Origin of the sequence: Pseudoalteromonas aurantia (genome assembly GCF_005886875.1) — a bacterium.
Taxonomy (GTDB): Bacteria; Pseudomonadota; Gammaproteobacteria; order Enterobacterales; family Alteromonadaceae; genus Pseudoalteromonas; species Pseudoalteromonas aurantia_A.
The window spans coordinates 1-25563 of sequence record NZ_PNBY01000059.1; the positions used below are offsets into that span (position 1 = coordinate 1).

A 25563-nucleotide genomic window follows, 5' to 3' on the forward strand; every position below is an offset into this window, starting at 1 on the left:
AGTATGGCTAGTATGGCTAGAGGGATAGTTACTTAGCTGTGTGCAAAAACTAATGATGTGCAATACTGTTTGAAAACGTGTTATTCGTTACTCTTTAATTGACCCGTTATAAGCACTGAATGATGGCACAAATTAAAGCTGTAGTCGTATGCTTTTTGTATTAAGTCTAGGCTTATCGTGAATGAGAACTCGAGTATGTGTTGGGTCATTAGGCCTGTGACTTAGCTGTGATCAACATTCATTAATAATGTTAGTTCTAGGCCCTAGGAAACAAAACAAAGGGGCCAAATAGCCCCCTTATATTTATATATTTGCAAAACCCGCTTAAACCATAACTTTTATGGTTAGCCGTCAATTTTACCGATGAATCGATAACCTTCACCATGAATTGTACTGATCAGCTCGCTTGTATTGGTGTCACTTTCAAAGTGCTTACGAATACGACGGATCGTAACGTCAACAGTTCGGTCATTGGCACGCAGTTCACGACCTGTCATATGCTTGATTAGTTGCTCGCGGCTGAATATGCGGCCTGGAGAATCTAGCATTAAACGAAGTGCTCTGTACTCACCTTTTGGTAAGCGTTTAGCTTCACCCGCTGGTGATGTTAAACAGCGGCTGTTTTCATCTAGTTCCCAGCCGTTGAATGTGATCACACCGTTAGTTTCTATTGCTGACTCTTCACCTGAAGAACCTGTTCTAGAAATTAAGTTGCGAGCCCGAATGGTCAACTCACGTGGATTAAATGGTTTTGTAATGTAGTCATCGGCACCAATTTCTAGCCCTAAAATACGGTCAACATCATTATCGCGACCGGTTAGGAAAATTAGACCTATGTTTCTCTTCTGGCGTAATTCACGCGCTAAGATCAAGCCGTTTTTGCCTGGAAGATTGATGTCCATAACAACAAGGTTGACGTCGTCATGCGTTGTCAGTTTGTCATGCATGTCATCGCCATCAATGGCTTCAATTACTTTGTAACCTTCTGCTTCAAATAAACTAACGAGGTTCAGGCGAGTTACGTCTTCATCCTCTACAATCAGAATGACTGGCGTTTGCATTATAAATTAACCTTTTCGGAATATATTATTTACATGTAATTCGGCACTATCTAATAAAACCGAATATTTACGATTATAGGAGTATATTCAATTGTTAACAAGTAAAATCAGTTGGGATGAAACTTAGAAACTGCAAGCAATCTCGATAACACAGTAAAGTTATGCTGAGTTATCTGTCGCCTATTTATATACAACCGGATTTTACTCCCTTCTTGGACCAATGAGGCTATACCACCGCCCTCAAGGAACTTAATGCTGTCTCCAACCAAAACCATATTTAAAGAGGTTGTATCGGTCCAAGTAGACAGTATATCATTTTCATTCAGTTCATCAATGTATGTGATATCACACTGCTGAGAAAGTTCCATTATATTTGTATTTTTATCTATTTTAATAACTTCTATAGGGCGGTTACGTACAGTTAGGTTTTTATTCTCTGATAAAATAGCACCAGGGCCTTTATTAATACTGTAAAAACAGAAGCGTGTTGTTGCTTTTTTTTGTTGATTAGGGAACTCAATAAACTTTGCCATTTGATATAAAAACGCGGATCGCACCTCATTTGGAGTTTTCGCATTTGCGTAGTTAGCAAATACGATGAGCATAATGATTATGCCTCGCATCACCCAATCTCAACTAATGGTAGGCTAATGATAAATCGAGTTCCGCTGGCATAATCCTCATCTAAAGCAATATTGCCATTGAGTGCTTGTGTTACCAAGTTGTAGACTAAATGCATACCTAGGCCACTGCCACCTTCACCACGCTTTGTTGTCACAAAAGGATCAAAAATTCGTTTGCGAATAGAATTTGGCACGCCACAGCCATTATCGGTATATAAAATAGAAAGCTGATTGTTCGATCGGGAAATATTGATGTCGATGCTATTATTTTCAATGCCTTTAAACGCATGAAGTAAAGAGTTAGAAATAAGTTGCTCAAAGACTTGCTGCAAGGGCCCTGCCTTACTACTGATAGTTAAGCCGTCGGCACATTGAATATCTATTACAGGTTGTTTTACAGCAATGTCTGCCTTCATCGCGGTGATGATGTTTGTTAGTAAATTAGTGATATTGACATCTGAACTAAGCTCTAAGTCTTGACTGACGGCAACTCGCTTGAAGCTAGATATGAGATCGGCTGCGCGGTTAAGGTTCCGATATATCAAATCTAGATTTTCAATACCATCGCCAATAAAGCGCTCCAGTTGCTTTGATGTGAGACTCTTTTGTTCGAAGGCGGTTTTAATGTCTGAAAGTTTGTCTCTTAATAGAGTAGAGCCTGTTACACCTAACCCTATTGGGGTATTAACCTCATGGGCGACACCAGCAACCATTTGGCCAAGTGAGGCCATTTTTTCATTTTCTACAATTTGGTTCTGATATTGGTGCATACGTTCGAGCGTATTAAGAAGCTCTTGGTTTGCCTCTCTGAGGGCGATAGTACGTTGGTTAACCTTTCCTTCCAAACTTTGGTTAAGTTGTTTAATTTCTTGTTTATCAGCTTTATGGCGTTCTAACTGGTTTTGAGTTCGAGCCAGCATGAGGTTTAAGTTAGTGGCAAGTATATTTATTTCTTCAATATTACTTCTTTCTGCTCTAGCGTTATAATTATGGTTTTTAGAAACATCCTGCAGTAAAAGAGAAAGTGCCTCAATGGGTGTTGCTATTCTTTTTTGTATACCTCTAGCAACTAATAAAACTAACACCAAAACAAATAGGGTTAACATTATATCAACTATTATTTTTGTATTTATGTATTTATTTAACCTTTCTAATCCACCTCTGATATATACATAGCCTTCTATTTTTCCTTCATAAACAACAGGCTTAATTAACTCAATATAATCTGCAGTTATTTTAGGTACTTTTAACTCATTAACACTATTAACTTTTAATGGTACAGGCGGAGTTTTACTGGCGTTATAGCTGGTGAAAAAGACTGGTTTATTTGTGACGTCATCAATGTCATAAATGTGAATATTTTTGACTAATTCAACTTCATTAAATGATTTTAGACGCTTTTCTTCTGTTTTTCGATCTTCAAAAATTAACGTGATCTGTGCATTAAATGCGATGATCTCCGCTATCATATCTAACTTATTAATAATTAACTTTTTTTGTTCTTTGACATCAAGATAGGTAGAGATTGAGATAGATAACGACAAACACAGAGCAGTAACCAACATTACTGCACTAACTAGAACCTTTCTTATACTTGTTTTTGGTGCCTTCTTAGCCATTACGGACCTTTATTCAACGTTTTAGAAATATGATCCAAATATGTTGTTATGGCTGTGCTATGTTTATGGAGCGAGTAGTGTGCCACTAACCGTTCTCGGAACATATACAACATCTAGATTTGATTCAATGACTGTAAACTATTCACAAGTGTAGCAAAGAGAATGGATAAAATAACAAAAAATCCCTGATTCTTCATGTTATTTTATCCGATCAGATAAGCGACAGGGAGGGGGGACTAGTTTTTTTCCGCTTGATAAACGGTAAATTTAGTGTTCTTAGCAAGTGTTGTGTAGGTGCCAAATTGTTGCTCAAGTATAGGCGGGTATTTTAAAAAGTTATTGGCTACGATTTGAATCTTCCCTTTAGACTTTAAAAATTGTCTGCTATCGCTCAAGAACCGGTCAGCAATGCCATAGTCGGTTGCAATACCTGTATGGAATGGCGGGTTGCTAATAAGTAAATTATATTGCCCTGGTACATTGTTGAGGCCGTCGCTGAGAATAAGCTCTCCAGATAAACCATTTAGTTGAAGTGTTTGTTCTGTTGCATACAATGCAAGTGCATTTACATCTAAGCAATGTAATTTTAAAGCAGCTTGCTTAGAGCCCATGAAAGTAGCAATTAAGCCTGCACCACAGCCAAAATCCAGTACAGATCCTTTATACGGTACTTCAATGTTCTCTAATAATAATTTGGTACCGACATCAAGCTTACCGTGGTTGAATACTCCTGGTAGGCTAATCGCACTAAACTCAAGATCCCCTACAGTGACTGTAAACTCAGTTTTATAGTGTTTAATGTCAAATTCAGTAAGTAGGTGTAGTTCTGAAAACTCGTATAAAACACAATGTTTTGCACTGTCTAGTTTACAAAATAGTTCAGCATGCGGTTTGAGTTGCTTTTCTACAGATTTCACGCCACCTTTATTGTGCCCAACGACGAGCAATCGAGTTTTGCTGGTTGCAATCGCCCTAATATTATCGAGCATCATCATCGCTTCAGGTTTTGATTTTGGATAAAAGTAGATGATGAGGTCTAAATCGTCTATCGCAGGTAAACTATGATCAACCGAGCTTAAAACCCCTGAGTATTGCTCAGCAGCTTGATGATCTGCAATGTTATAACTAAATGCGTGAACATCTCCGTTTGGGTTTAACTGCTTTAGTTGTGATAAAAAACCGTCTCTATTGGCATTTATAACTAAAACCTGGTCTGCGTGCAATTCTTCTTCATTGCGCATTAACAATAAACTAGGGTTTGATAATTGGCTCATAAGATCTCTTAAGTTAGAAAGGGCACATGCCCTTAATTGCAGCGTTTAAACATTAAATCCCAAACACCGTGTCCGAGACGATGGCCGCGTTGCTCAAATTTAGTCAGAGGACGATTGTTTGGGCGGGGCATGTAATCAGATGTTTCTGATAGATTGTCATAGCCGGGGGCCGCGTTCATGACTTCAAGCATATGCTCGGCATAGTTTTCCCAGTCAGTCGCCATGTGAAATATCCCACCGATTTTTAATTTACTACGCAGGCTTTCAACAAACTCCAGTTGCACAATACGGCGCTTATGATGGCGTTTTTTATGCCAAGGATCTGGGAAAAATAGTTGCATCGTGCTCAAGCTCGCATCTTTAATACAGTCTGCTAGAACTTCTACTGCATCATGCTCAAAGACACGTAAGTTGGTAATTCCGGCTTCGTCGGCTTCCATTAGACATGCCCCTACACCAGGTTTATGCACTTCAATACCAATAAAGTTTAGATGAGGTGCATTCTTAGCCATCTCAACCAATGATTTACCCATACCAAAGCCAATTTCCAGCACCACGTCGTTATCATTGCCAAAGACTTCTGATAAATTTAGTAAACCTTGGCTGTGCTCGAGGCCCATGGTTGGCCAGCATTTTTCAATGGCCGCCGCTTGGCCTTTAGTTAAGCGACCTTCGCGCTTTACAAAGCTGCGTATTCTGCGGATATATTTGCCTTCTTGCTGAGCTTGCTCAAGCCTAGTTTTACTCGAATCGTTCATAGTCATTCTGCACAGTGAAAATTGGGCGCATATTATCCCTGTTCGGCGCGATAAGTACAATAGCTTGACTGTTTTTAAAAGCCCCTTACACTGGCGGCCAAGTAGAATTAGTAAAGTGCACCGTCAATGCAAGTATCAAATAGTCAGGCTAAATGGTTTGCTGACCAAGTTGTTAGCTGGTATCACCTTCATGGTAGAAAAACATTGCCGTGGCAATTAGAAAAAACCCCCTACAAAGTATGGGTGTCAGAAGTGATGCTGCAACAAACTCAAGTGGTGACAGTTATTCCTTATTTTAACCGCTTTATGGCGCGGTTTCCGAGCATCATTGATTTAGCAGATGCACCAGAAGATGAAGTGCTACATCACTGGACAGGTTTAGGGTATTACGCGAGAGCAAGGAATTTACATAAAACGGCGAAAATTGTACGTGATGACTATCAAGGCCAATTTCCTTATACAATGGAGCAAGTCGTTGCTTTACCAGGTATAGGCCGTTCTACTGCAGGCGCAATTTTATCATTAGCATTGGGGCAACATCATCCTATTTTAGATGGCAATGTGAAACGGGTTTTAGCGCGGTTTTTTATGGTAGAAGGGTGGTATGGTGTTAAGAAAGTAGAAAATGCCTTGTGGGCATTGACGGAAAAAATAACCCCACAAAGTAATGTAACTGAATTTAATCAAGCTATGATGGATCTCGGGGCGAGTGTGTGTTCTAGAGCTAACTTTGATTGTCAGGCTTGCCCACTAGTGACTGATTGCCTTGCCCACAAACATAACCAAGTAAAAGCTTTTCCTAATTCAAAACCCAAAAAAGAGAAACCCAAAAAATCTGCGTATCATTTAATGATAAAAACAGAGAATAAACTGTTGATGGAAAAAAGGCCGAGTTCGGGCATATGGGGTGGGTTATTTGGTTTTTTTGAATTTGAAACATTGGAGCAAGTTGAACTATTTTTGACGCAACAGGGCGTTGAGGGTAAGGTTCACTCTCTAGCACCTTTTGTACACATATTTACTCATTTTGAGCTAACTATTAATCCAATAATTCTGCATTTAGATAGCATACCTGACTGTGTGCATGAACAGCCATTGTTATGGTATGACTTAAATGATCCTGCCCAAGTTGGTTTAGCGGCACCGACTAAAAAGTTAGTTAAAGTCATAAGCGCAATGAGTTAAACTATGAGTATCTTCCCTAATTAGGTAATGAATTATGGCCCGTACTATATTTTGTCAAAAATTACAAAAAGATGCTCCTGGATTGGATTTTCAGCTCTATCCAGGAGAGCTTGGTGAAAAGATCTTCAACAACATTTCAAAAGAAGTGTGGCAACAATGGCAACACAAGCAAACCATGTTAATAAATGAAAAGCATTTAAATATGATGGACCCAGCACACCGAGAGTTACTTGAAGAGCAAATGGTAGGCTTTTTGTTTGAAAATAAAGAAGTAGAAATTGAAGGGTATCGACCTCCGGAGCAAAAGTAACGCTCTATAACCCTTCATTATTTTTGATTACTACCATTAAAAAGCCGCTTTATAGCGGCTTTTTAATATCAACAACAGCTTTGAATTGTCTAATGATCTCGCGATACCGATAATTCAGCTAATGCGATCAGTGCTTGTTTATAGTTTGAATCAGGGAGTATGGATAACATATTAATGGCTTTGTTTGCTTCATCCTTTGCCTTATCTATTGCAAAATCCAGTGCTTTTGTTTCACGTAATGTAACAAGTATATCGGCTAAATACTCCAACCCATTTCCTTGCTCTATTGCTTTACGGATCTGGTTGACCTGTTCAGGCCTGCCATGGCGCATTGCATATATAAGAGGAAGCGTTGGTTTACCTTCAGCTAGATCATCACCAAGGTTTTTGCCCATTTGTTCTGCATTAGCACTGTAATCGAGAACATCGTCAACTAGTTGGAAGGCTGTGCCTAAATGCATTCCATAAAGCTTTAAGGCGTCTTGTATTTCGTTTGATTGTTCAAGAACAACGGCAGGAAGTAAAGTCGCAGCTTCGAATAGCTTAGCCGTTTTACTATATATTACCTGCATATAACTTTCTTCAGTCGTGTCAGGATCATTACAGTTCATTAACTGTAATACTTCCCCTTCGGCGATAATATTGGTTGCATCGGCTAAAATCTGCATTACTTGCATGTTTTGCAAACCAACCATCAATTGAAATGAGCGGGTGTATATAAAGTCACCGACCAACACGCTGGCAGCGTTGCCAAACTCTGCATTTGCAGTCGGTTCGCCACGACGTAATGCTGATTCATCTACTACGTCATCGTGTAAAAGCGTTGCGGTGTGAATAAACTCGACAATTGTAGCCAAAGTAACGTGTTTATCGCCTTGATGTGCAAGCGCCTTTGCTGCCAATAAAGTAAGCATCGGTCTAATTCTTTTGCCACCACTGTTAACAATATACAGACCAAGCTGGTTAACTAGTGCAACGTCAGATTGCATTTGTGCGTGTATTAGTTCATTGACGTTTTGCATATCGGTTTCGATCAACGTCTGGATCGTTTTGATATCCATCGTACTCCAAGCCAGGTTAAAATAGATAAGCGAGGCGAGTGTACTACACTTTTTCACTAAGCTCGATATTTTGTCAAATAACAGTAAAAAAAAAACATAACCAAGTGCCATGCTGTTGAATATATAGCCAAATAAAGGTGTTTTTTTGATGTGTTTGCTGTAGCTCCAAAAGTGTAAAAAAGCGCTTTGGTTTATGTGCTTTTTTGGATAAACTAGCAAAAAATAATTATTCGCTCTCTTAGCCGCTATTTTTTATTCAGTTTAAATCAAATTGGGCTTGCACGTAGATTCGCATTAGCGTAAACTTCGCGCCCTATTGAAGAATATTAAGTTGCGTCGATTTGAGGGCGCACAAGCGGAGTTAATTATGTACGCGGTTTTCCAAAGTGGTGGTAAACAGCACCGTGTGACTGAAGGTCAAACGATTCGTCTAGAAAAACTAGACGTTGAGACTGGTGCAGCAGTTGAATTCGATTCAGTACTTCTAGTTGCTGATGGTGAGAAAATCGAGATCGGTGCCCCGTTCGTAAACGGTGGTAAAGTGACAGCTGAGGTTGTTTCACACGGTCGCGGTGAGAAGATTAAGGTCGTTAAATTTAGACGTCGTAAGCATTCTCGTAAGCAGATGGGCCATCGTCAATGGTTCACTGAAGTTAAAATCACTGGCATTAGCGCTTAATTTAGAGGTACAGAGAGATGGCACATAAGAAGGCAGCTGGTAGTACTCGTAACGGTCGCGATTCAGAAAGTAAACGCTTAGGTGTGAAACGTTTTGGTGGCGAATCAGTTTTAGCGGGTAACATCATCGTACGTCAACGTGGTACTCGTTTCCACGCTGGTTCTAACGCAGGTATTGGTAAAGACCATACAATTTTTGCAAAAGCAGACGGTAAAGTTGTTTTTGAACAAAAAGGTCCTTTAAACCGTAAATACGTTAGTATCGTTGCTGAGTAATCGGTAAAGATTAAAAAAACCCCGCTACGGCGGGGTTTTTTGTTTTTATAGAACCCCCCAGCGAAGTAATTAGCAGTGCAAGTTAAGCAAACTGCAATAATGACTAAAGATTTTGTCTTATTAGTATTATACTTCGGGATCAGAACCCCCCAGTCAAAAGAGAGTAACCATGAAGTTTGTCGATGAAGTTGAAATTCGTGCAGAAGCGGGCGATGGCGGGAGTGGCATTGTGTCATTTCGTCGTGAAAAATATGTCCCTGATGGCGGCCCTGATGGCGGTGATGGTGGTGATGGTGCAAGTGTATACTTACTAGCAGATGAAAACTGGAATACGTTAGTTGATTATCAATTTGAACGTTTTCACCGTGCTGAACGTGGCACAAATGGTCAGTCGCGCAACTGTACCGGTAAGAAAGGGGTAGACCTTTACTTAAAAGTGCCTGTAGGCACACGTGTTAGTGATGTAGATACAGAAGAGTCACTAGGTGACCTAACACAACATGGACAAAAGTTACTTGTCGCGAAAGGGGGATTTCATGGTTTGGGGAATGCACGTTTTAAATCAAGTGTTAACCGTGCCCCAAGACAAAAAACGTTGGGTACAAAAGGGGAAGTTCGTAATTTAAAACTAGAATTATTACTTCTTGCCGACGTTGGTTTACTTGGTTTGCCTAATGCAGGTAAATCGACCTTTATCCGAAGTGTATCGGCGGCTAAGCCAAAAGTTGCAGATTACCCATTTACAACGCTTATCCCTAATCTAGGTGTTGTTCGCCCAGAAGCGAGTAAGTCATTTGTAATCGCCGATATTCCAGGCTTGATCGAAGGTGCATCGGATGGCGCGGGTCTAGGTATTCGATTTTTGAAACACTTAGAACGTTGTCGAGTGTTACTACATATCATTGATGTTATGCCAGTTGATGGGACAGATCCGGTTGATAATGCATTTTCTATCATCAATGAACTACATCAGTATAGTCCTAAGCTTGCAGAGAAGCCTCGCTGGTTAGTGTTGAATAAGATTGACTTATTACCTGAAGATGAAGCTGAGGCCATCTGTGAGCGAATCGCACAAGAACTTGATGCAGAAAAGGTTTATCAAGTCTCAGCAATAAACAAGTTAAATACACAGCCATTATGCTACGATATTATGACATTGCTAGACAGTATGCCTAAAGATAAGTTTGAGGCGGAGCAAGAGCAAGAAGAAGTCGAGTTTAAGTGGGATACATACCACCGTAAAGCCGCCCAAGAAGCACAAGATGATGATGATTGGGATGATGACTGGGACGAGGATGACTACGACGTAGAAGTGGTCTACGAAAGGTAGTAACAGTTTATGATAAAGGGCTTTTTAGCCCTTTTTCAATACTAAAAAATGATAGGAGTTCATGTGATAATTTCAATGATCGCAGCTATGGCACACAATCGTGTAATTGGACAAGATAATAAAATGCCTTGGCATCTACCCGCAGATCTTCAGCACTTCAAGCGTATCACCTTAAATAAACCCGTGATCATGGGTAGAAAAACATTCGAGTCGATTGGTAGACCATTACCCAATAGACGTAATATCATTATTACTCGCAATAGCAACTATCATGCAGAAGGAATTGAAGTAGTGACTTCTGCAGATGCTGCGCTTAAGCTTGCCGCTGGTTCAGAGGAAGTCATGATTATTGGTGGTGGATTAGTTTACGAGCAGTTTCTTCCTTTATGCGAACGATTATACCTCACTTTTATTAACTTACACGTTGACGGTGATACTTGCTTCCCTGATTATGAGAAAGTGTCTGATTGGACCATAGTTGACACGCAAAGTCATGAACCTAATGAAAAAAATAAATGTAGTTATAAATTCGTAACCTTGCAGAAAAAATTATGAGTTTGTTGCTAACAATTATATTGGTTGCTACAATTATATAAGTATTTGCATACGAATAAAGTATTATTAAAGGGTTTAAAATGAAATTAACTACCGTGCTTGTATCAGCTTCTTTGTGTATCGCGTCTTTGTCTTTTAGCCACAATGCCAACGCTGATGCACAACTTGCAGCGTCTTTGTGTGAATATGTTGCAGCAGACGATAAAAGCCGTCTACGTAAAAAACTAAAAAGTTCACGAGTGAAAATTCGCAATATTTATGATGCAATTCTGTGTAATGGTAATAACTTATTACGCCACGCAATTGCAAGTAATGCTGCGGGGACTGGTGAATATATCGTTAAAAACCTGCCAAAAAAAGTATTAAAAGATGGTGCTGACATTTCATGGGCCGAAGGCAATGGACATAGTGGTTCGCCATTGATTGCTGTTATTAAAGCACGAGCAGGCTTATAATTTATTTGTAACTTAAAGACGTGTATCGCGTACTAAGTTGGAAGAGTAAAAAACCTTAGATCCCCTGAGGTTTTTTTTAAAAAAGTTAGTCCCCTTTATTAATACTTTTTATCTGTTTTTATTATCACAATGCCGAAGGATATTGGCGTGATAATAGAATGTTTAATCACTTAGCGAATACTGTACTTATTACGCAGTTATTCATTATGTTATTACTGATATAACCACATCGTCTTATAACTTATTTTTACCTTATTGATTAATGATGTAAAACTCAAATATATCAAATTAAGTATGAATATAAGAACTAGAGCTTAAGAAGCTGAGAGGCGGCTAAAGTGGATTCAGCCACCATCAATATCGTATCGTTTAAGTGTTTTTTAAAGCTGCGACAATAGAGACCTCAACAAGTAGCTCGGACCTAGCCATTGCAGCCTGTACACATGCTCTAGCTGGCGCATGACCTTCAGGCACCCAAGCATCCCACACGTCATTCATTGCTTTAAAGTTAGCCATATCGCTGATATAAACGGTTGCGCTTAATACATGTTCTTTGTCACTATTTGCTTCTAGTAACAGCGCATCTACTTTATCAAGCATAGTTTGGGTTTGCTCAGTAATATCTTTTGTTGCGTCACTACATACTTGACCGCATAAGTAGATAGTATTGTTATGCGTGACAATCCGACTCATTCTTTGATTTGTATGCTTACGTTCGATACTCATAAGTGTTCCTTTAATATTACTAAAAATAATCTATCGTAATATTGTACCGCAAGGTACTTAGAACGGGTAATAATTGTCATGCCTTAAGCCAGAAAAACGCATGTCTCAAAATAGTTCGTCCTGTAACGAAGTACCATATAAAACAATCCTGTACACTCTAGGGCGTAAATTTTATAAACAAGTAAGGAAATTGAGTGGACGTTGCCAACAGAGAAAATGATACGACAGAGGCTACACTAGTGCTCGTACTTATTTTGGCTATGCTGATATGGGGCGCTAGCTGGGTTTCGGGGAAAATAATTGCAGATATGGCCCCTGCTAAGGTGACCACCTTTTATCGCTTAGCCATCGCAACTATTAGTATGTTACCTATTTTATTCGTCATGCACCTATTTAAGTGGGTTCAACTGAGGTTTACGCGTCAAGCGGTAATGTGGTCTGTGCCGGCTGGTTTGCTGCTGGCTGCATATAATCAGTTATTCTTTTTGGGTCTCAATGATGGATTACCAGGTAAAGGGGGAATGTTGGTGACAACGCTCAACCCATTGTTTACTTGTTTATTAACTGTCATCGTGTTCAAACAGAAATTAAGCAAACTACAGATCGCAGGCTTAACGCTTGGGCTGAGCGGTGGATTAATGATGATTGAAATATGGGACTTCAATCTTGAACAGCTGATGGTATCGGGAAATCTGTATTTTATTTTAGCTGCACTGACTTGGGCCATTCTTACTTTGGTGAGTCAGGTTGGAGGCAGATATGCAGATTTTTTACTGTTTAGTACTTTGATGTATGGAAGTGCCAGTATTATTAGCTATGGGTTGGCATTTGAATATGCCCCATTGAAGTCAGTAACGACCTATCCGATTGAGTATTGGCAGCATATGCTATTTTTATCAACCGTTGTGGTGAGTATCGCAACCAGTGTGTTTTTTTTGGCGACTCAAAAGTTAGGTTCAAGTCGTTCTAGTTCGTTTGTATTGGTAGTACCTGTATCAGCAATGGGACTCTCTGCTTGGTATTTTGGTGAATCGCTATCACTGATTGTGGGTAGCGGTGGGGTATTAGCATTGTCGGCAGTTTATCTTTTGAATTATAAAAATCAGCAGATAAAGTAAGGTTTTTAGTAAAACTTACGCTATTTTAGGTCACCAAAAAAAAACGCTGCCAGTAGGCAGCGCTTTTTATTATTTGGTTCTGTACTAGATAAATTATAAGCCAGCAGCAGCTCGTAAAGCTTCTGCTTTGTCAGTTGCTTCCCACGGGAATTCTTCACGTCCGAAGTGGCCGTATGCAGCAGTAGGCTGATAAATTGGCCGCTCTAAATCTAGCATAGTAAGAAGACCGTATGGGCGAAGGTCAAAATGTTCACGTACTAACTCTACTAGACGAGATTCTTCAAGTTTACCTGTACCAAATGTTTCAATGCTAATCGATGTTGGCTCTGCAACACCAATCGCATAAGATACTTGTAGTTCGCATTTATCAGCAAGGCCAGCAGCGACTATATTCTTAGCAACATAACGCGCTGCATAAGCTGCTGAGCGGTCAACTTTTGATGGATCTTTACCTGAGAATGCGCCACCACCATGACGTGCCATGCCACCATAGGTATCTACGATGATCTTACGACCCGTTAAACCACAGTCACCCATTGGACCACCAATCACAAAACGACCAGTTGGGTTGATGAAGAACTTAGTTGCTTTAGAAATAAGCTCTGCTGGTAATACTGGCTTGATGATGGTTTCCATTACAGCTTCAACGAGGTCACTTTGTGATACTGAGTCACAGTGCTGAGTTGAAAGAACAACCGCATCAATACCAACCGCTTTACCATTTTCATAAGCAAATGTTACTTGTGATTTTGCATCAGGGCGTAACCAGCTAAGTTCACCACTTTTACGTACTTGCGCTTGGCGTTGTACTAAACGGTGAGAGTAAGTGATTGGTGCAGGCATTAGTACGTCTGTTTCATTACATGCATAACCAAACATTAACCCTTGGTCGCCAGCACCTTGCTCTTCAGCCCTAGCACGGTCTACACCTTGGTTAATATCTGGAGATTGTTTGCCGATAGTGTTTAAAACCGCACATGAATCAGCATCAAAGCCCATATCAGAATGTGTATAACCAATATCACGTACAGTTTTACGTGTTAGTTCTTCGATATCTACCCATGCACTTGTAGTAACTTCTCCACCAACCATCACCATGCCTGTCTTAACATAAGTTTCACAGGCTACACGTGCTTTTGGATCTTGCTCTAAAATTGCGTCAAGTACCGCATCTGAAATCTGATCCGCAATTTTATCCGGATGGCCTTCAGAAACTGATTCAGAAGTAAATAAATGTTTTGCCATTGTATGTATGCTCACAAATATGCGCTTCACAAACAAACGGGATAGCGCAGGAATGAAAAATATGAGTGCCATTCTAACCAAAACAAACAGCCATGCATAGTTTTTTTACGCCTAGACGTCTAAATAGCTTTTATTGAAGTAAGTGGGATATAAAATCCTGCTTGTACCTGTTTTTTCTCTGGAATATCGTTGCAGTAGGGCATTGAAATGAGTAAGAATGGGGTACTTTAAATTATACCCGCGAATTTTAAGGTAGGAGAATTCATGCCATCTCGCAAAGAACTAGCAAATGCAATCCGCGCTCTGTCAATGGACGCAGTACAACAGGCTAAATCAGGCCACCCAGGTGCCCCTATGGGTATGGCGGACATTGCCGAAGTACTATGGCGCGATTATTTAAAACATAATCCAAGTAACCCTGAATGGGCTGATCGTGACCGTTTTGTACTATCAAATGGTCATGGCTCAATGCTTATTTATTCTTTGTTACATTTAAGTGGTTATGAATTATCTATTGATGATTTGAAAAACTTTCGTCAAATGCATTCTAAAACACCAGGGCACCCTGAATATGGTTATGCACCTGGTATTGAAACTACTACGGGCCCACTGGGCCAGGGCATTACAAATGCGGTTGGTATGGCAATTGCCGAAAAGTCACTGGCGGCACAATTTAACCGTGATGAGCATGTCATTGTAAATCACTATACTTATGCGTTTTTAGGTGATGGCTGTTTGATGGAAGGTATTTCTCATGAAGCATGTTCATTAGCTGGTACACTTGGTTTAGGTAAGCTGGTTGCATTTTGGGATGATAATGGTATTTCAATAGATGGTGAAGTTGAAGGGTGGTTTAGTGATGATACACCTAAGCGCTTTGAGTCATATGGTTGGCATGTGATTGCTGATGTTGATGGTCACGATAGTGAAGCGATTAAAGCTGCAATCGATGCTGCACGTGCAGAAACCAATAAACCAACCTTAATTTGTTGTAAAACAGTGATCGGTTACGGTTCACCGAATAAGTCTGGTAGTCATGATTGTCATGGTGCACCACTGGGTGACGAAGAAATCAAAGCAGCACGTGAATTTCTCGGTTGGGATCATGAGGCATTTGAAGTACCTGACGAAATTTATGCTAAATGGGACGCTTCAGCACGCGGTCAACAGGCGCAAAGCCATTGGTTGATTAAATTTACTGAGTATCAAATTGAGCACCCTGAGTTAGCTGCTGAATTTGAACGTCGCATGAAAGGTGAGTTACCAGATACATGGGCTGAGCAATCTGAAGCGTATATTGCACAGTTGCAGGCAAATCCTGCAAACCCAGCAACACGTAAAGCTTCACAAAATGCATTAAATGCATACGGGCCATTATTACCTGAGTTTATGGGCGGCTCAGCCGATTTAGCTGGCTCAAACTTAACCATTTGGGATGGTTCAAAAGGGTTAACGGCTGATGATGCCTCTGGTAACTATATTTATTATGGTGTGCGTGAGTTTGGTATGTCAGCCATCATGAATGGCATTGTGTTGCACAAAGGTTTTATTCCTTACGGTGCTACATTCTTAATGTTTATGGAATATGCTCGAAATGCGGTGCGTATGGCTGCATTAATGAAGCAACCTAGTATCTTTGTGTATACACATGATTCAATTGGGTTAGGCGAAGACGGTCCAACTCATCAGCCCGTTGAGCAAATAGCAAGCATGCGTTTAACGCCGAACTTAGTTAACTGGCGCCCATGTGACCAAGTTGAGTCTGCAGTTGCATGGCAGCAAGCGGTTGAACGTAAAGATGGACCAACTTCTCTCATCTTTACTCGTCAAGGTTTAGAGCAGCAAGGGCGTGATAATGCACAAGTACAAGTAATCAAGCAAGGCGGCTATGTTCTAAGTTGTGACGGTAATCCAGAGTTAATCATTATTGCAACGGGTTCTGAAGTACAATTGGCCGTCGACTCAGCAAAGTCGTTACGCTTAGACGGTAAAAAGGTCCGTGTTGTTTCTATGCCTTCTACAGATGTATTCGATGCCCAGTCAGCTGAATATAAAGAAAGCGTTTTACCATCAACAGTTACTCGCCGTATTGCGGTGGAGGCTGGAATTGCAGATTACTGGTATAAATATGTTGGCTTAAATGGCGTGGTGGTAGGCATGACGACTTTTGGTGAATCAGCACCAGCAAATGAGTTGTTCGAACACTTTGGCTTTACGGTTGATAATATCGTGAATAAGGCAAAAGCGTTGTTTTAATCGCTTGAAGCGAGTACCCAGCCTAGCATAGGTTGTCACTATTTTAATAAAAGCGCCCGGTGTATTTCATCGGGCGCTTTGTATTTTAAGGCGTTGTACGACTCTTGCTTATTAGGGGTTTTATTGAATTAATAGTTGGAAGTGTGCCAACCTGGATTTGGGGTGTAAGAGATAAAAAAGCCTGCAAATGCAGGCTTTTCTGTGTTTTAAAAGGAGTTACTAAAGGAGAGTAAAATACAGCTTAATCACTTTTTAGAGCGAACTCACCTAAGTCTTGCTAATTTAAACCTTGAACTGTTCTACGGATAAACGCAGCTCTTCAGCCAGTTTTGCAACTTCAGTACTTGATATTGAGGTTTGATTTGCGCCTTCTGCGGTTTGTTCTGCAATAGACACAATCGACTCTAAACGCTCACTGATCTCTTGAGACACTTGTTGCTGCTCGTTTGCTGCAGAAGAGATCTCTTCACTCACATCATGCGCTTGCGATACAGCTTGGGTAATACTATTGAGTGCTTCGTTAGCCAAATCACTTTTATCAACACAGGACTCCGCTTGCTGCTTGCCTTTTGACATGGCTGTTACTGCTTCTTCGGCGCCGGCTTGCAAAGATTCAATCATTGACTGTATTTCTTGGGTCGATTCCTGAGTTTTACTTGCCAGTGATCTCACTTCATCAGCAACGACAGCAAAACCTCTACCCTGCTCACCGGCTCGGGCAGCCTCAATAGCAGCATTTAAGGCTAGTAGGTTGGTTTGCTCTGCGATCCCACGAATAACATCTAAGATCCCACCAATTGACGCACTGTCTTGGTGTAGTTTATTAATAACTCTTGATGCTTCATCAACCTCGCGAGCGAGCTGCTCAATGGTGTGCTTGTTATCATGGGAAATACCTTTCACACGCTCAGCTTCTTTGTCAGCATTCTTAATTTCAAGTAATGCTTGGTTTGCGCTATTGCTTACACCATGAGATGTACTGCTCATTTCTGTGGTTGCAGTAGCGGCTTGCTCTACTTGAGCTTGCTGGTTTCGAATCGCTTGGCTGGATTCTGTGGTAATGGTTGATGTTTGCTCTGACGCGGCTGCAAGCTGTGTAGAGCGAGAAACGATACCAGTGATCAGCTCTCGTAAGCTTCTAATTAATGCGTTACAACTGCGAGACAGCTCACCGAATTCATCCTGTGCTGTATCGTCCAAACGCTGCGTCATGTCGCCACGAGCAACGATTGTGAGCACACGATTAACTTCTGCGAGGGGTTTGGTAATAAGGTTTACCGTCACAAAGGCGACTACGATCGCAATCAATGTAGCAATTATCATACCAATCCATGTCCATAAGTTCGCAGCACTGACATCTTGGCTTACGCCCTTTTGTAAATCGAATGCCACTTTACTTGCTTCATCTAATAGTTGATCAAGCTGTTTTAAAGCTGCTTTGGTTGCTTGTTCTGCTTCGGCCAGTTCCGATTTAGTCATATTAATCACATTGATCAAGCGCTTTTTATTTTCTGACAAGCTTTGTGTGCCAGTTGTATCTTGCTTTAATACAGTAAAGTAAGACTCTAAATCTGCAAACAAATCACTATCAAGTGCGATGACAGGCCCTTTCATTAACTCGATATTTCGTTCTAGCTCTTCAAGCAAGTAAGTTTGATCTTTCTTTACAATCTCAAGGGTATTTAAGTTATCAACAGTTAACATATCAGCACTGTTAGTGACGATACCTGAAAAGTTATTTTCCATACTATTAGCGGCAAGATAAGCGCGGTTATTTGATTCTTTTAATCCATCCAAATCAATAATATCAAGCACGACGGTTGTCGCATCTTCGGCGTTCAACTCAATATTTTCTAGTTGAGCAGAGGTAGACTTTCTTAATTGTAGCTCTAGCGCTTTATCTTTTAATAGGTTATTTACTGAGATTAAGAAGTCTTTATATGTATTACCCACATCTTGAGCGCTACGCGATAAATTCTGGTTGCTACTTACGACATTTTCTAATTCAGCGTGCGCATTACTAAAAACAGTTTGGCGCTGATTAAACTCTGCTTTCAGTGCATTTAGCTCGGCAGGCGTTTGTGCATAAAAGCTGCCTTGAGCAACTTTGCTCATTAATGAAAACTCAACTTGTAACTCTGAACTTTTATCAAGCGCAGGGAGAGATAAGCTATTCACTTGTTGTGTTGAGCTATCTATATTGGCAATCCTTAGCAAAGAGTTTCCACCTATCATTAGGAGCAGTAAGGTGATAAGAATAAAACCACCCCAAATTCGTTGGCTTACAGTCAAGTTCATACAATTTCCATCAATTTTACTAGCAGGGTTCAATACTTATCGGTTTTATTGCGGATAAGTTAAGTATTTTATAGCAGATGTGACTAAAAAATTCAGTAAAAAGGGGCGAGAATAAATTATTTGATTGAATATTGTTCTTTCGTTGTAATATTCATCATAGTCATCGGTCCACCCCAGACACACCCAGTGTCTAATGCAATGACATTTTGCATTTTTGTTACGCCTTTTAGCGCAGCCCAATGGCCAAATATAAAGGAGTTTTTTGACTTCTGAAAGCGTTCGTGATGAAACCAAGGCGTCAGCGTCGTAGAACTACCCATGCTTCCTTTATTCGTTAAGTCTAGCTCATTATTAGCTTTGAGGTAGCGCATCCGAGTAAAAACGTTAATAATTGCTCTAAATTTCTCAGCTTCGCTTAATTCATTAATGCACTCTGTTGGGTGCTCTGAGTACATCGAACTAAAGAGGTCTTTGGCACTATGACTGCGGTAACGTTGTTCAACATATTGAGCGTATTCTAGTGCTGTATTAATGCTCCAAGTGGGATGAATACCTGCATGAGATATAAATGCTCTATGTTCAGGTAAGGAAACAGCTAAAGGCTGCTGCTTTAACAGAGAGAGATATTTTGAGAAGCGAGGGCTTTGAAATACGTTTTCTAATTTATCTTTTGGGTTAGGCAGACGATTCAATTCAGCACAGGCGAGTAAGTGTAGATCATGGTTGCCAAGTGTGATGGTAATTGAATCTTGATGCATGTATAGCCAATCAAGACAGGCCAGAGAGTCTGGCCCTCTGGCTATCACATCACCCACTAGATAGAGGTGATCTTTACTAGAATTAAAATTCACCATATCCAGTAATTGAGTAAAAGGCTTAAAGCAGCCTTGCAGATCGCCTATTGCGTATTGAGCCATATATCGTTAGTGTAAAGTGGTTAAGCTTTTGAGGCTAAATACAGGGATTGGTGCTTCGAATTCAGTACCAAACTCATTACGCATAAGATAATGGCCTTGCATGGTGCCTAATGGCGTATCGAGGACTGCACCGCTGGTATATTTATAGCTTTCTCCAGGTGCAATTGATGGTTTTTCACCAATGACCCCTTCGCCTTCTATTTTTGATTCTTTACCATTTGCATCTGTGATAAGCCAATAACGGCTTTCCAACTTGGCACTGCACAGACTGTGGTTTTTTATTGTCACAGTATATGCAAATACGTATTTATTTTTTTCTGGCTGAGATTGCGCTTCTACATAAAAAGTTTCAACAGAGACTTTTATTGGTGAGCCAATATTACTGCTTATTGTCATAAATCCAGTTTGCTATATCTATAAATTGAGAAAGAGAGAGGTTTTCAGCACGTTTTGTTGCATCGATACCAATTTCAGCCATTTCTTCACTTGTTAACAAGTTAGAAAGACTATTACGCAATGTCTTTCGGCGTTGATTAAAGGCTTCTAAACATACCGTATTTAGTATTTTTGAACTTTTTGCTGAACGTTGCTCTGGCTTTTTTGGGATCAAACGAATAACCGCTGAGTCTACTTTTGGTGCAGGCTTGAAGCACTCTGGCGGCACTTCAATTACGGGCATCGCGTTGCAATAGTACTGGGTCATTACACTTAATCGACCAAATGCTTTAGAATCTGGGTTTGCTACCATGCGTTTTACAACTTCTTTTTGAAGCATAAAATGCATGTGTTCAACATGATCTGCAAATTCAAAAAGGTGAAATAAAAGAGGCGTTGATACGTTGTAAGGTAAGTTACCGAATATTTTTAGCTTCTCGCCATCCTTAATTAAAGAGGCAAAATCAAACTTCATGGCATCACCTTGGTGTACCGTCAGTTTTGAGCCCATAAAAGGATGCTTTATAAGTCGTTCTGCGAGATCTTTATCAAGTTCTACAACCGTTAACTTTTCACTTAGATCAACCACAGGCTCTGTGATAGCACCTAAACCTGGACCGATTTCCACAAGGTTATCAGCTGGTTTTGGGTCAATTGCAGTCACAATTTTATCAATGATCATGTCATCATTTAGGAAGTTCTGGCCAAAACGTTTGCGGGCACGATGCCCTAAGTGTACTTTATCAGTCATTAATTCAGTGCTTTTTTGTTGGCGAGCTTTATCGCTTCGCGGATAGCTAAGTCAAAACTACCTACCTCAATGTTACCAGTAGCCGCCAAATCTAGCGCAGTGCCATGGTCAACAGAGGTTCTTATAAAGGGTAGCCCAAGGGTAATATTAACCGAATTACCAAATCCTTTATATTTTAACACAGGTAACCCCTGATCGTGATACATTGCAAGCACAGCATCTGCATTATCCAAATACTTTGCTTGAAATAAGGTATCTGCGGGGAGTGGGCCAATAAGATTCATTCCTTGCGCATTTAGTGCGGTCAGTGCTGGTGTAATTGTCTCAATCTCTTCTCTACCAAGATGCCCATCTTCTCCAGCATGAGGGTTTAAACCACAAACGAGTACGCGAGGCTTTTCAATGCCAAACTTACTTTGTAAATCATCATGTAGAATGTTGACGACTTTAGTTAATCGCTCAGTCGTAACCGCGCGTGATACATAGGCCAGTGGAATATGTGTCGTAACGAGGGCAACCCTTAATCCCTCAGTTGCGAGCATCATAACAACATCAGATGTATTAGATTGCAGTGCAAAATATTCCGTATGCCCACTGAATGAAATACCCGCACGATTGATTATTCCTTTGTGCACTGGACCTGTAACAACAGCATCAAATGTGCCATCCATATTTTTTTCAGATGCGATGCGCAATGTTTCAAGTACGTACTGGCCATTTTTCTCGTCAAGCTGTCCTGCTTGTACATGAGTGCCTTTATCTACTTGCAAGTAATACAAACAGCCAGCAGGCGCTGGTTTTGCTTCAGTTTGCGCCTCAAATGGGAGTAACGTGATTGATTCACCTAATTCGATCGCACGTTTTTCAATAATTGTGCGATCGACTACTGCAACTAATTGTGCAGACCACATTTGTTGTGCCAATTTAATAACGAGATCTGGGCCGATGCCGGCGGGCTCACCCGGGGTAATTGCTATTCTTAGACACATGTTAGATCCATTTAGTCTGTTGGGAAAATGTCAATATGGGCTTGTTCACGGATCTCTCGTTGCCATTTAAAGCTCTCTTCTTTGAACTTACGGTTAAATAGTAGTCCATGGGCACGATTCATTTTCGCTTGATCCGTTTTATCCGCCGTTCGCTTGTCTAATAATTGAACAATATGCCAACCAAATGTACTTCTAAATGGTTCACTGATCTCATTTTTCTCTAATGACAATAGTGTATTTTTAAACGCTGGTACATAGGTTGTTGGATCAGTCCAATCGTATTCTCCCCCTTTAAGTGCTGAGCCTGGATCTTCTGAATGCTCTTTTGCTAATTCTGCAAAGTCAGCTTCTCCAGTACGCAGGTCTTTCGCGAAGCCCGCTAACATATCTCGTGCCTTTTCTTCACTCAGAATGATTGAAGGTTTGATGAGAATATGGCGAGAACGTACTTCTGTAGTTTCTACCACTTGGCGACCACGAATATCTTGTATTTTTAATATATGAAAGCCTGCGCCGGAGCGAACGGGACCAACAATATTATCTTTTTTCTTACCTTTAACAGCTTCAGCAAATAAAGACGGCATTTCATTAATACTCATCCAGCCTAGCTGACCACCTTCTAATGCTTTTGGACCGCTCGATGAAGCAATTGCAATACGCTTAAACTCTTTACCGTCATTTAAAAAATCAATAACATTATCTGCGCGTTCTCTAGCATCTTGAATCTCTTGAGGAGATGCTTTGCTTGGGATCTTAATTAGGATATGACCAATATTATACTCTTCAGGGTTTCCGGTTTGTTGCTCTAGGATTTTTTGTAAATTTGCTACTTCTTGAGTACTAATATAGATACGACGATCGACATTTGCGCGTCGAACTTGGCTAACGGTGATCTCTTTACGTATTTCTTCTCTATACGCTTGATAGCTCTCTCCACTGGCTTCAACTGAACGTCTTAAATCTGCGATAGTTGACTTTTGTTCTTTCGCTATGTTGGCTATGGTCTGATCTAATTGAGAGTCTGAAATTTCCATACCCATGCGCTCAGCAAGCTGCAGCACCAATGATTGATCTACTAACCGGTCAATAGCCTGCACCCTGAGTGTTCTATCTGATGGTAATTCGGTGCTTTGCTGTTTTGCCTGCTCTTTAACACGGTTAATAATTTGTTCAACTTCACTTTGCAGCACAACGCCTTCATTTACCGTGGCGACGATTTTATCTATCTGCACTCGTTCGGCGTGTACTACTTGACTAACACTTAATCCCAAAAGGGCGGCTAATAATAACTTTTTAAAATTCATAGTATTCTAATATTTATTAATTATTTAAAAAATAAGGTCGACGGTAGCCGAAGATACCTTGTTGCAATAGTTGGTTAGCACCATTGTTTGACTTATCACCTAATCCTTTAAACACAAAGTTAAAACCAATACTGGTATCAAACTGTGCATTATCATGACTAATGGTTTGGTTTAAATCTGTTTCTATGTGTCTACCACCGGTAATTTGAATTGCCCAACAACAACTGTCGTATTGAATACCTGCGAAAACCTCCACGCTTCGTGAGGCATTTAAATCTCTATGGTATCTCGCGACAAACTGCCAGTTTTGGTTAATAGGTAGACTACTAAAAATACCTATTTGGTCAATCTCATATCCTGAGACACTATTTGCATAGCGATGGTTCAATTGCACGAGTTTATTATTGTCTCCTCTGTAGTTCAGGGTGGTATGAGACTGTATCAAATCTTTTGAATCGGCATCATATTGCATTCCAGCAGAAAAGTACCAACGTCGATGCCAATGTACCATGGTTTCAGCTGCAAACAATGCATTGTAATTAGTTTCTACATTATATGCTTGTGCACTTGGCTTTACATCATCACTTAAGTAAATGATTTGCCCGATGCTAAAATTAAAGCGCTCTGTGCTATCGTTATCAAAAACGCGAGTGGTCGCACCTAATGTAAATTGGTTTGCTTGTGCAATTCTATCCACACCTGAAAAACGCTGTTCTCTGAATAACCCTGCAAAGTCATCTTGCAATCTTGTCGTATCATACAAACCTATATTATTTTGGTCTCTTTTAGGGGCGTATAAATACTGTATTTGCGGTTCTAAAGTTTGGATACCTGCGTTGTTAAATAGTTTAGTCTTTCGTTCAAAGTTAAGCTGAGTATGCATCCTGACTTTAGGCATTGTTCTTGATACACTTTTTTCGTATGACGTATTGCTGAAATCACCGTCTTGTTCGTAGTGGGTGTGTAATAAGCTAGTTTCGGCAAGAAAAGACCAGGCATAGTCTTCCACTGAAAAGCGAACACTTGGCTCAATATGCAATCGCGATGCTTCTGTAATGACCAAGTTATCGTTACGGAAGTGACTTAAGTCACCTAAAAACGAAAAAGACAAGTTTTGCCATTGATAAGGTGTGCGATTGCGCCACGAAATTTGAGGCAGTGCGGCATAGGACTCTGTATGAGCACCTAAGACTTCAAAGTTTTGTAACTTTATATCGGTCAACCAATCGTCACCAAGGTAACTTAAAATTCCGGTTCGATTTAGTTGGGTTTCAGTCTGATTACCATATTTCGAGTCTAAATCTGTTAAGTATGCATCATCACTGACATTAGTAACATCAATGCTTAAACGCCATTGTTCATTAAAATAGCTCTGCTGTTGCCAATGAACCAGGTAGCGGCTATCTAATGTTGGCTCAGCATCATCTTTATTCAAATACTCAACACCAATTAGACCTTGATGCTGCGCTGTTAAATAACGGAATTCGGAAATTAACTGCAGTCCTTTTTTAGACATATACCGTGGCGTAATTGTCGCATCATAATTTGGTGCAATATTCCAGTAAAAGGGCAGCGCCATACCGAAGCCATATTTACTGCTTGAACTCGATAGAACCGGGGCCAGTAATCCAGACTTTCTTCTGTCATCTATGGGAAACGTAAAGTAAGGTATGTAAATAATCGGCGTATCAAGGACTTTAAGTACAGCGTTGTAAGATTCTCCCCATCCATCTTGTTTCGAAAAGGTTATGGTACTGGCTTCAAGCTGCCAAAAAGGGGCTTCGACAGGACAGGTCGTGAAACTGGAATTATATAAACTAATTTCCTTTTCTGAGGCGTATAACTTTTCCGCACCGCCGCGACCTACTTGTTGGGTAAGTTGGTAGTCAGCGCCGAGTAAGCTGATATCATTATTATTTAAATCAGCATATAGACCACTACTTTTTACTACCGTAAATGCGTCTTGGTATGTTAACGGCCCGGTTGCGTTGAGTAAGCCGCGCTCTTTGTCAATTAATGCAGAACTTGCTGAGAGGCGCATTTTCGTGGTGTTAATGTCTACATTACCAGAAAATTCGGCACTGGCGGTACCTTGCATTTCAACGTCATCTGCTTGAATATCTATGGCGTTTTTTGGCAATGAACTGAGAGGTAGCCAGTTTTTCGGCTGAAAATACTGACTGCACTGCATTGGTGTATACTCTGATGTGGCTAGTGCTGGTGCGCTACTGAGTACCAGTAAGGCGACCCCCCAAGTTTTTCTCATTTAATAACCTTGTTGGCCTAGTATATTTATCTAAGCACGACATAATAAAGTAAAACTCAGTTAAATACAGTAA

24 protein-coding genes are annotated in these 25563 nt (G+C 40.4%); 9 read left to right on the forward strand and 15 right to left on the reverse strand.

Annotation, left to right across the window (positions count from 1 at the left end):
* Positions 1–344: 344 nt before the first annotated feature.
* The 5 genes from arcA to trmB all read right to left on the reverse strand — a co-directional run bounded on the left by arcA (position 345) and on the right by trmB (position 5335).
* Positions 345–1061 (reverse strand): two-component system response regulator ArcA, encoded by a 717-nt coding sequence (gene arcA, locus CWC18_RS12560; RefSeq protein ID WP_119862130.1) that lies wholly within the window; start codon positions 1059–1061, stop codon positions 345–347.
* 107 nt (positions 1062–1168) lie between these two features.
* The gene (locus CWC18_RS12565; protein WP_249348295.1) at positions 1169–1666 is read right to left on the reverse strand and encodes a YfiR family protein; all 498 of its coding nucleotides are present in this window, start codon (positions 1664–1666) and stop codon (positions 1169–1171) included.
* A gap of 17 nt (positions 1667–1683) precedes the next feature.
* Complete coding sequence (locus CWC18_RS12570) at positions 1684–3303, reverse strand: sensor histidine kinase (protein WP_138675382.1); 1620 nt, start codon at positions 3301–3303, stop codon at positions 1684–1686.
* Positions 3304–3539: 236 nt separating this feature from the next.
* Positions 3540–4577 carry a methyltransferase gene (locus CWC18_RS12575; RefSeq protein ID WP_138675383.1) on the reverse strand — a complete coding sequence of 346 codons (1038 nt, stop codon included), beginning with the start codon at positions 4575–4577 and terminating at the stop codon, positions 3540–3542.
* Between the two features lie 32 nt (positions 4578–4609).
* Entirely contained in the window at positions 4610–5335 is a 726-nt protein-coding gene (gene trmB, locus CWC18_RS12580) for a tRNA (guanosine(46)-N7)-methyltransferase TrmB (protein ID WP_138590812.1), read from the reverse strand.
* Between the two features lie 126 nt (positions 5336–5461).
* On the opposite strand from trmB, the gene mutY reads away from it, so the two are divergent.
* On the forward strand, positions 5462–6520 hold the full coding sequence (gene mutY, locus CWC18_RS12585) for an A/G-specific adenine glycosylase (RefSeq protein WP_138590814.1): 1059 nt from the start codon (positions 5462–5464) through the stop codon (positions 6518–6520).
* Between the two features lie 34 nt (positions 6521–6554).
* The gene (locus tag CWC18_RS12590; protein WP_119862125.1) at positions 6555–6830 is read left to right on the forward strand and encodes an oxidative damage protection protein; all 276 of its coding nucleotides are present in this window, start codon (positions 6555–6557) and stop codon (positions 6828–6830) included.
* Positions 6831–6919: 89 nt separating this feature from the next.
* On the opposite strand, the gene ispB is transcribed toward CWC18_RS12590, so the two are convergent.
* Complete coding sequence (gene ispB / locus CWC18_RS12595; RefSeq protein WP_138675384.1) at positions 6920–7891, reverse strand: octaprenyl diphosphate synthase; 972 nt, start codon at positions 7889–7891, stop codon at positions 6920–6922.
* A 367-nt stretch (positions 7892–8258) separates the two neighbouring features.
* Here ispB and rplU point away from each other — a divergent pair, with 367 nt between their 5' ends.
* The 5 genes from rplU (at position 8259) to CWC18_RS12620 (ending at position 11185) form a co-directional block, all read left to right on the forward strand.
* Complete coding sequence (gene rplU, locus CWC18_RS12600; protein ID WP_010361515.1) at positions 8259–8570, forward strand: 50S ribosomal protein L21; 312 nt, start codon at positions 8259–8261, stop codon at positions 8568–8570.
* 17 nt (positions 8571–8587) lie between these two features.
* Entirely contained in the window at positions 8588–8845 is a 258-nt protein-coding gene (gene rpmA / locus CWC18_RS12605) for a 50S ribosomal protein L27 (protein ID WP_010361516.1), read from the forward strand.
* Positions 8846–9014: 169 nt separating this feature from the next.
* Positions 9015–10175 (forward strand): Obg family GTPase CgtA, encoded by a 1161-nt coding sequence (gene cgtA, locus CWC18_RS12610; protein ID WP_119862123.1) that lies wholly within the window; start codon positions 9015–9017, stop codon positions 10173–10175.
* A gap of 63 nt (positions 10176–10238) precedes the next feature.
* Positions 10239–10730 (forward strand): type 3 dihydrofolate reductase, encoded by a 492-nt coding sequence (folA, locus tag CWC18_RS12615; RefSeq protein WP_249348296.1) that lies wholly within the window; start codon positions 10239–10241, stop codon positions 10728–10730.
* Positions 10731–10810: 80 nt separating this feature from the next.
* Positions 10811–11185: a DUF3718 domain-containing protein gene (locus tag CWC18_RS12620; protein ID WP_138590818.1), complete on the forward strand. Its 375-nt coding sequence runs from the start codon at positions 10811–10813 to the stop codon at positions 11183–11185.
* Between the two features lie 369 nt (positions 11186–11554).
* Here CWC18_RS12620 and CWC18_RS12625 read toward each other — a convergent pair whose 3' ends face one another.
* The gene (locus CWC18_RS12625) at positions 11555–11911 is read right to left on the reverse strand and encodes a RidA family protein (protein ID WP_138590820.1); all 357 of its coding nucleotides are present in this window, start codon (positions 11909–11911) and stop codon (positions 11555–11557) included.
* Positions 11912–12105: 194 nt separating this feature from the next.
* Here CWC18_RS12625 and CWC18_RS12630 point away from each other — a divergent pair, with 194 nt between their 5' ends.
* Complete coding sequence (locus CWC18_RS12630; protein ID WP_138590822.1) at positions 12106–13029, forward strand: DMT family transporter; 924 nt, start codon at positions 12106–12108, stop codon at positions 13027–13029.
* A 93-nt stretch (positions 13030–13122) separates the two neighbouring features.
* Here CWC18_RS12630 and metK read toward each other — a convergent pair whose 3' ends face one another.
* A complete protein-coding gene (metK, locus tag CWC18_RS12635) occupies positions 13123–14274 on the reverse strand; it encodes a methionine adenosyltransferase (RefSeq protein WP_138590824.1) in 1152 nt (383 codons plus the stop codon).
* Positions 14275–14538: 264 nt separating this feature from the next.
* On the opposite strand from metK, the gene tkt reads away from it, so the two are divergent.
* Positions 14539–16530, forward strand: a complete 1992-nt coding sequence (gene tkt, locus CWC18_RS12640) for a transketolase (RefSeq protein WP_138590826.1) — start codon at positions 14539–14541, stop codon at positions 16528–16530.
* Between the two features lie 282 nt (positions 16531–16812).
* Here tkt and CWC18_RS12645 read toward each other — a convergent pair whose 3' ends face one another.
* The 7 genes from CWC18_RS12645 to lptD form a co-directional block, all read right to left on the reverse strand.
* A complete protein-coding gene (locus CWC18_RS12645) occupies positions 16813–18828 on the reverse strand; it encodes a methyl-accepting chemotaxis protein (RefSeq protein WP_138675385.1) in 2016 nt (671 codons plus the stop codon).
* A 116-nt stretch (positions 18829–18944) separates the two neighbouring features.
* Positions 18945–19745: a symmetrical bis(5'-nucleosyl)-tetraphosphatase gene (locus CWC18_RS12650; protein WP_138590829.1), complete on the reverse strand. Its 801-nt coding sequence runs from the start codon at positions 19743–19745 to the stop codon at positions 18945–18947.
* Between the two features lie 6 nt (positions 19746–19751).
* Complete coding sequence (gene apaG / locus CWC18_RS12655; protein WP_138590831.1) at positions 19752–20141, reverse strand: Co2+/Mg2+ efflux protein ApaG; 390 nt, start codon at positions 20139–20141, stop codon at positions 19752–19754.
* Complete coding sequence (rsmA, locus tag CWC18_RS12660) at positions 20125–20931, reverse strand: 16S rRNA (adenine(1518)-N(6)/adenine(1519)-N(6))-dimethyltransferase RsmA (protein ID WP_138590833.1); 807 nt, start codon at positions 20929–20931, stop codon at positions 20125–20127. The genes apaG and rsmA overlap by 17 nt, the downstream gene beginning before the upstream one ends.
* Positions 20931–21920, reverse strand: a complete 990-nt coding sequence (pdxA, locus tag CWC18_RS12665) for a 4-hydroxythreonine-4-phosphate dehydrogenase PdxA (protein WP_138590835.1) — start codon at positions 21918–21920, stop codon at positions 20931–20933. The genes rsmA and pdxA overlap by 1 nt, the downstream gene beginning before the upstream one ends.
* A gap of 11 nt (positions 21921–21931) precedes the next feature.
* Positions 21932–23224, reverse strand: a complete 1293-nt coding sequence (gene surA, locus CWC18_RS12670; RefSeq protein ID WP_138590837.1) for a peptidylprolyl isomerase SurA — start codon at positions 23222–23224, stop codon at positions 21932–21934.
* 16 nt (positions 23225–23240) lie between these two features.
* Positions 23241–25490, reverse strand: coding sequence for an LPS assembly protein LptD (gene lptD, locus CWC18_RS12675; RefSeq protein WP_138590839.1), 2250 nt, complete (start codon positions 25488–25490; stop codon positions 23241–23243).
* Positions 25491–25563 lie beyond the last annotated feature (73 nt).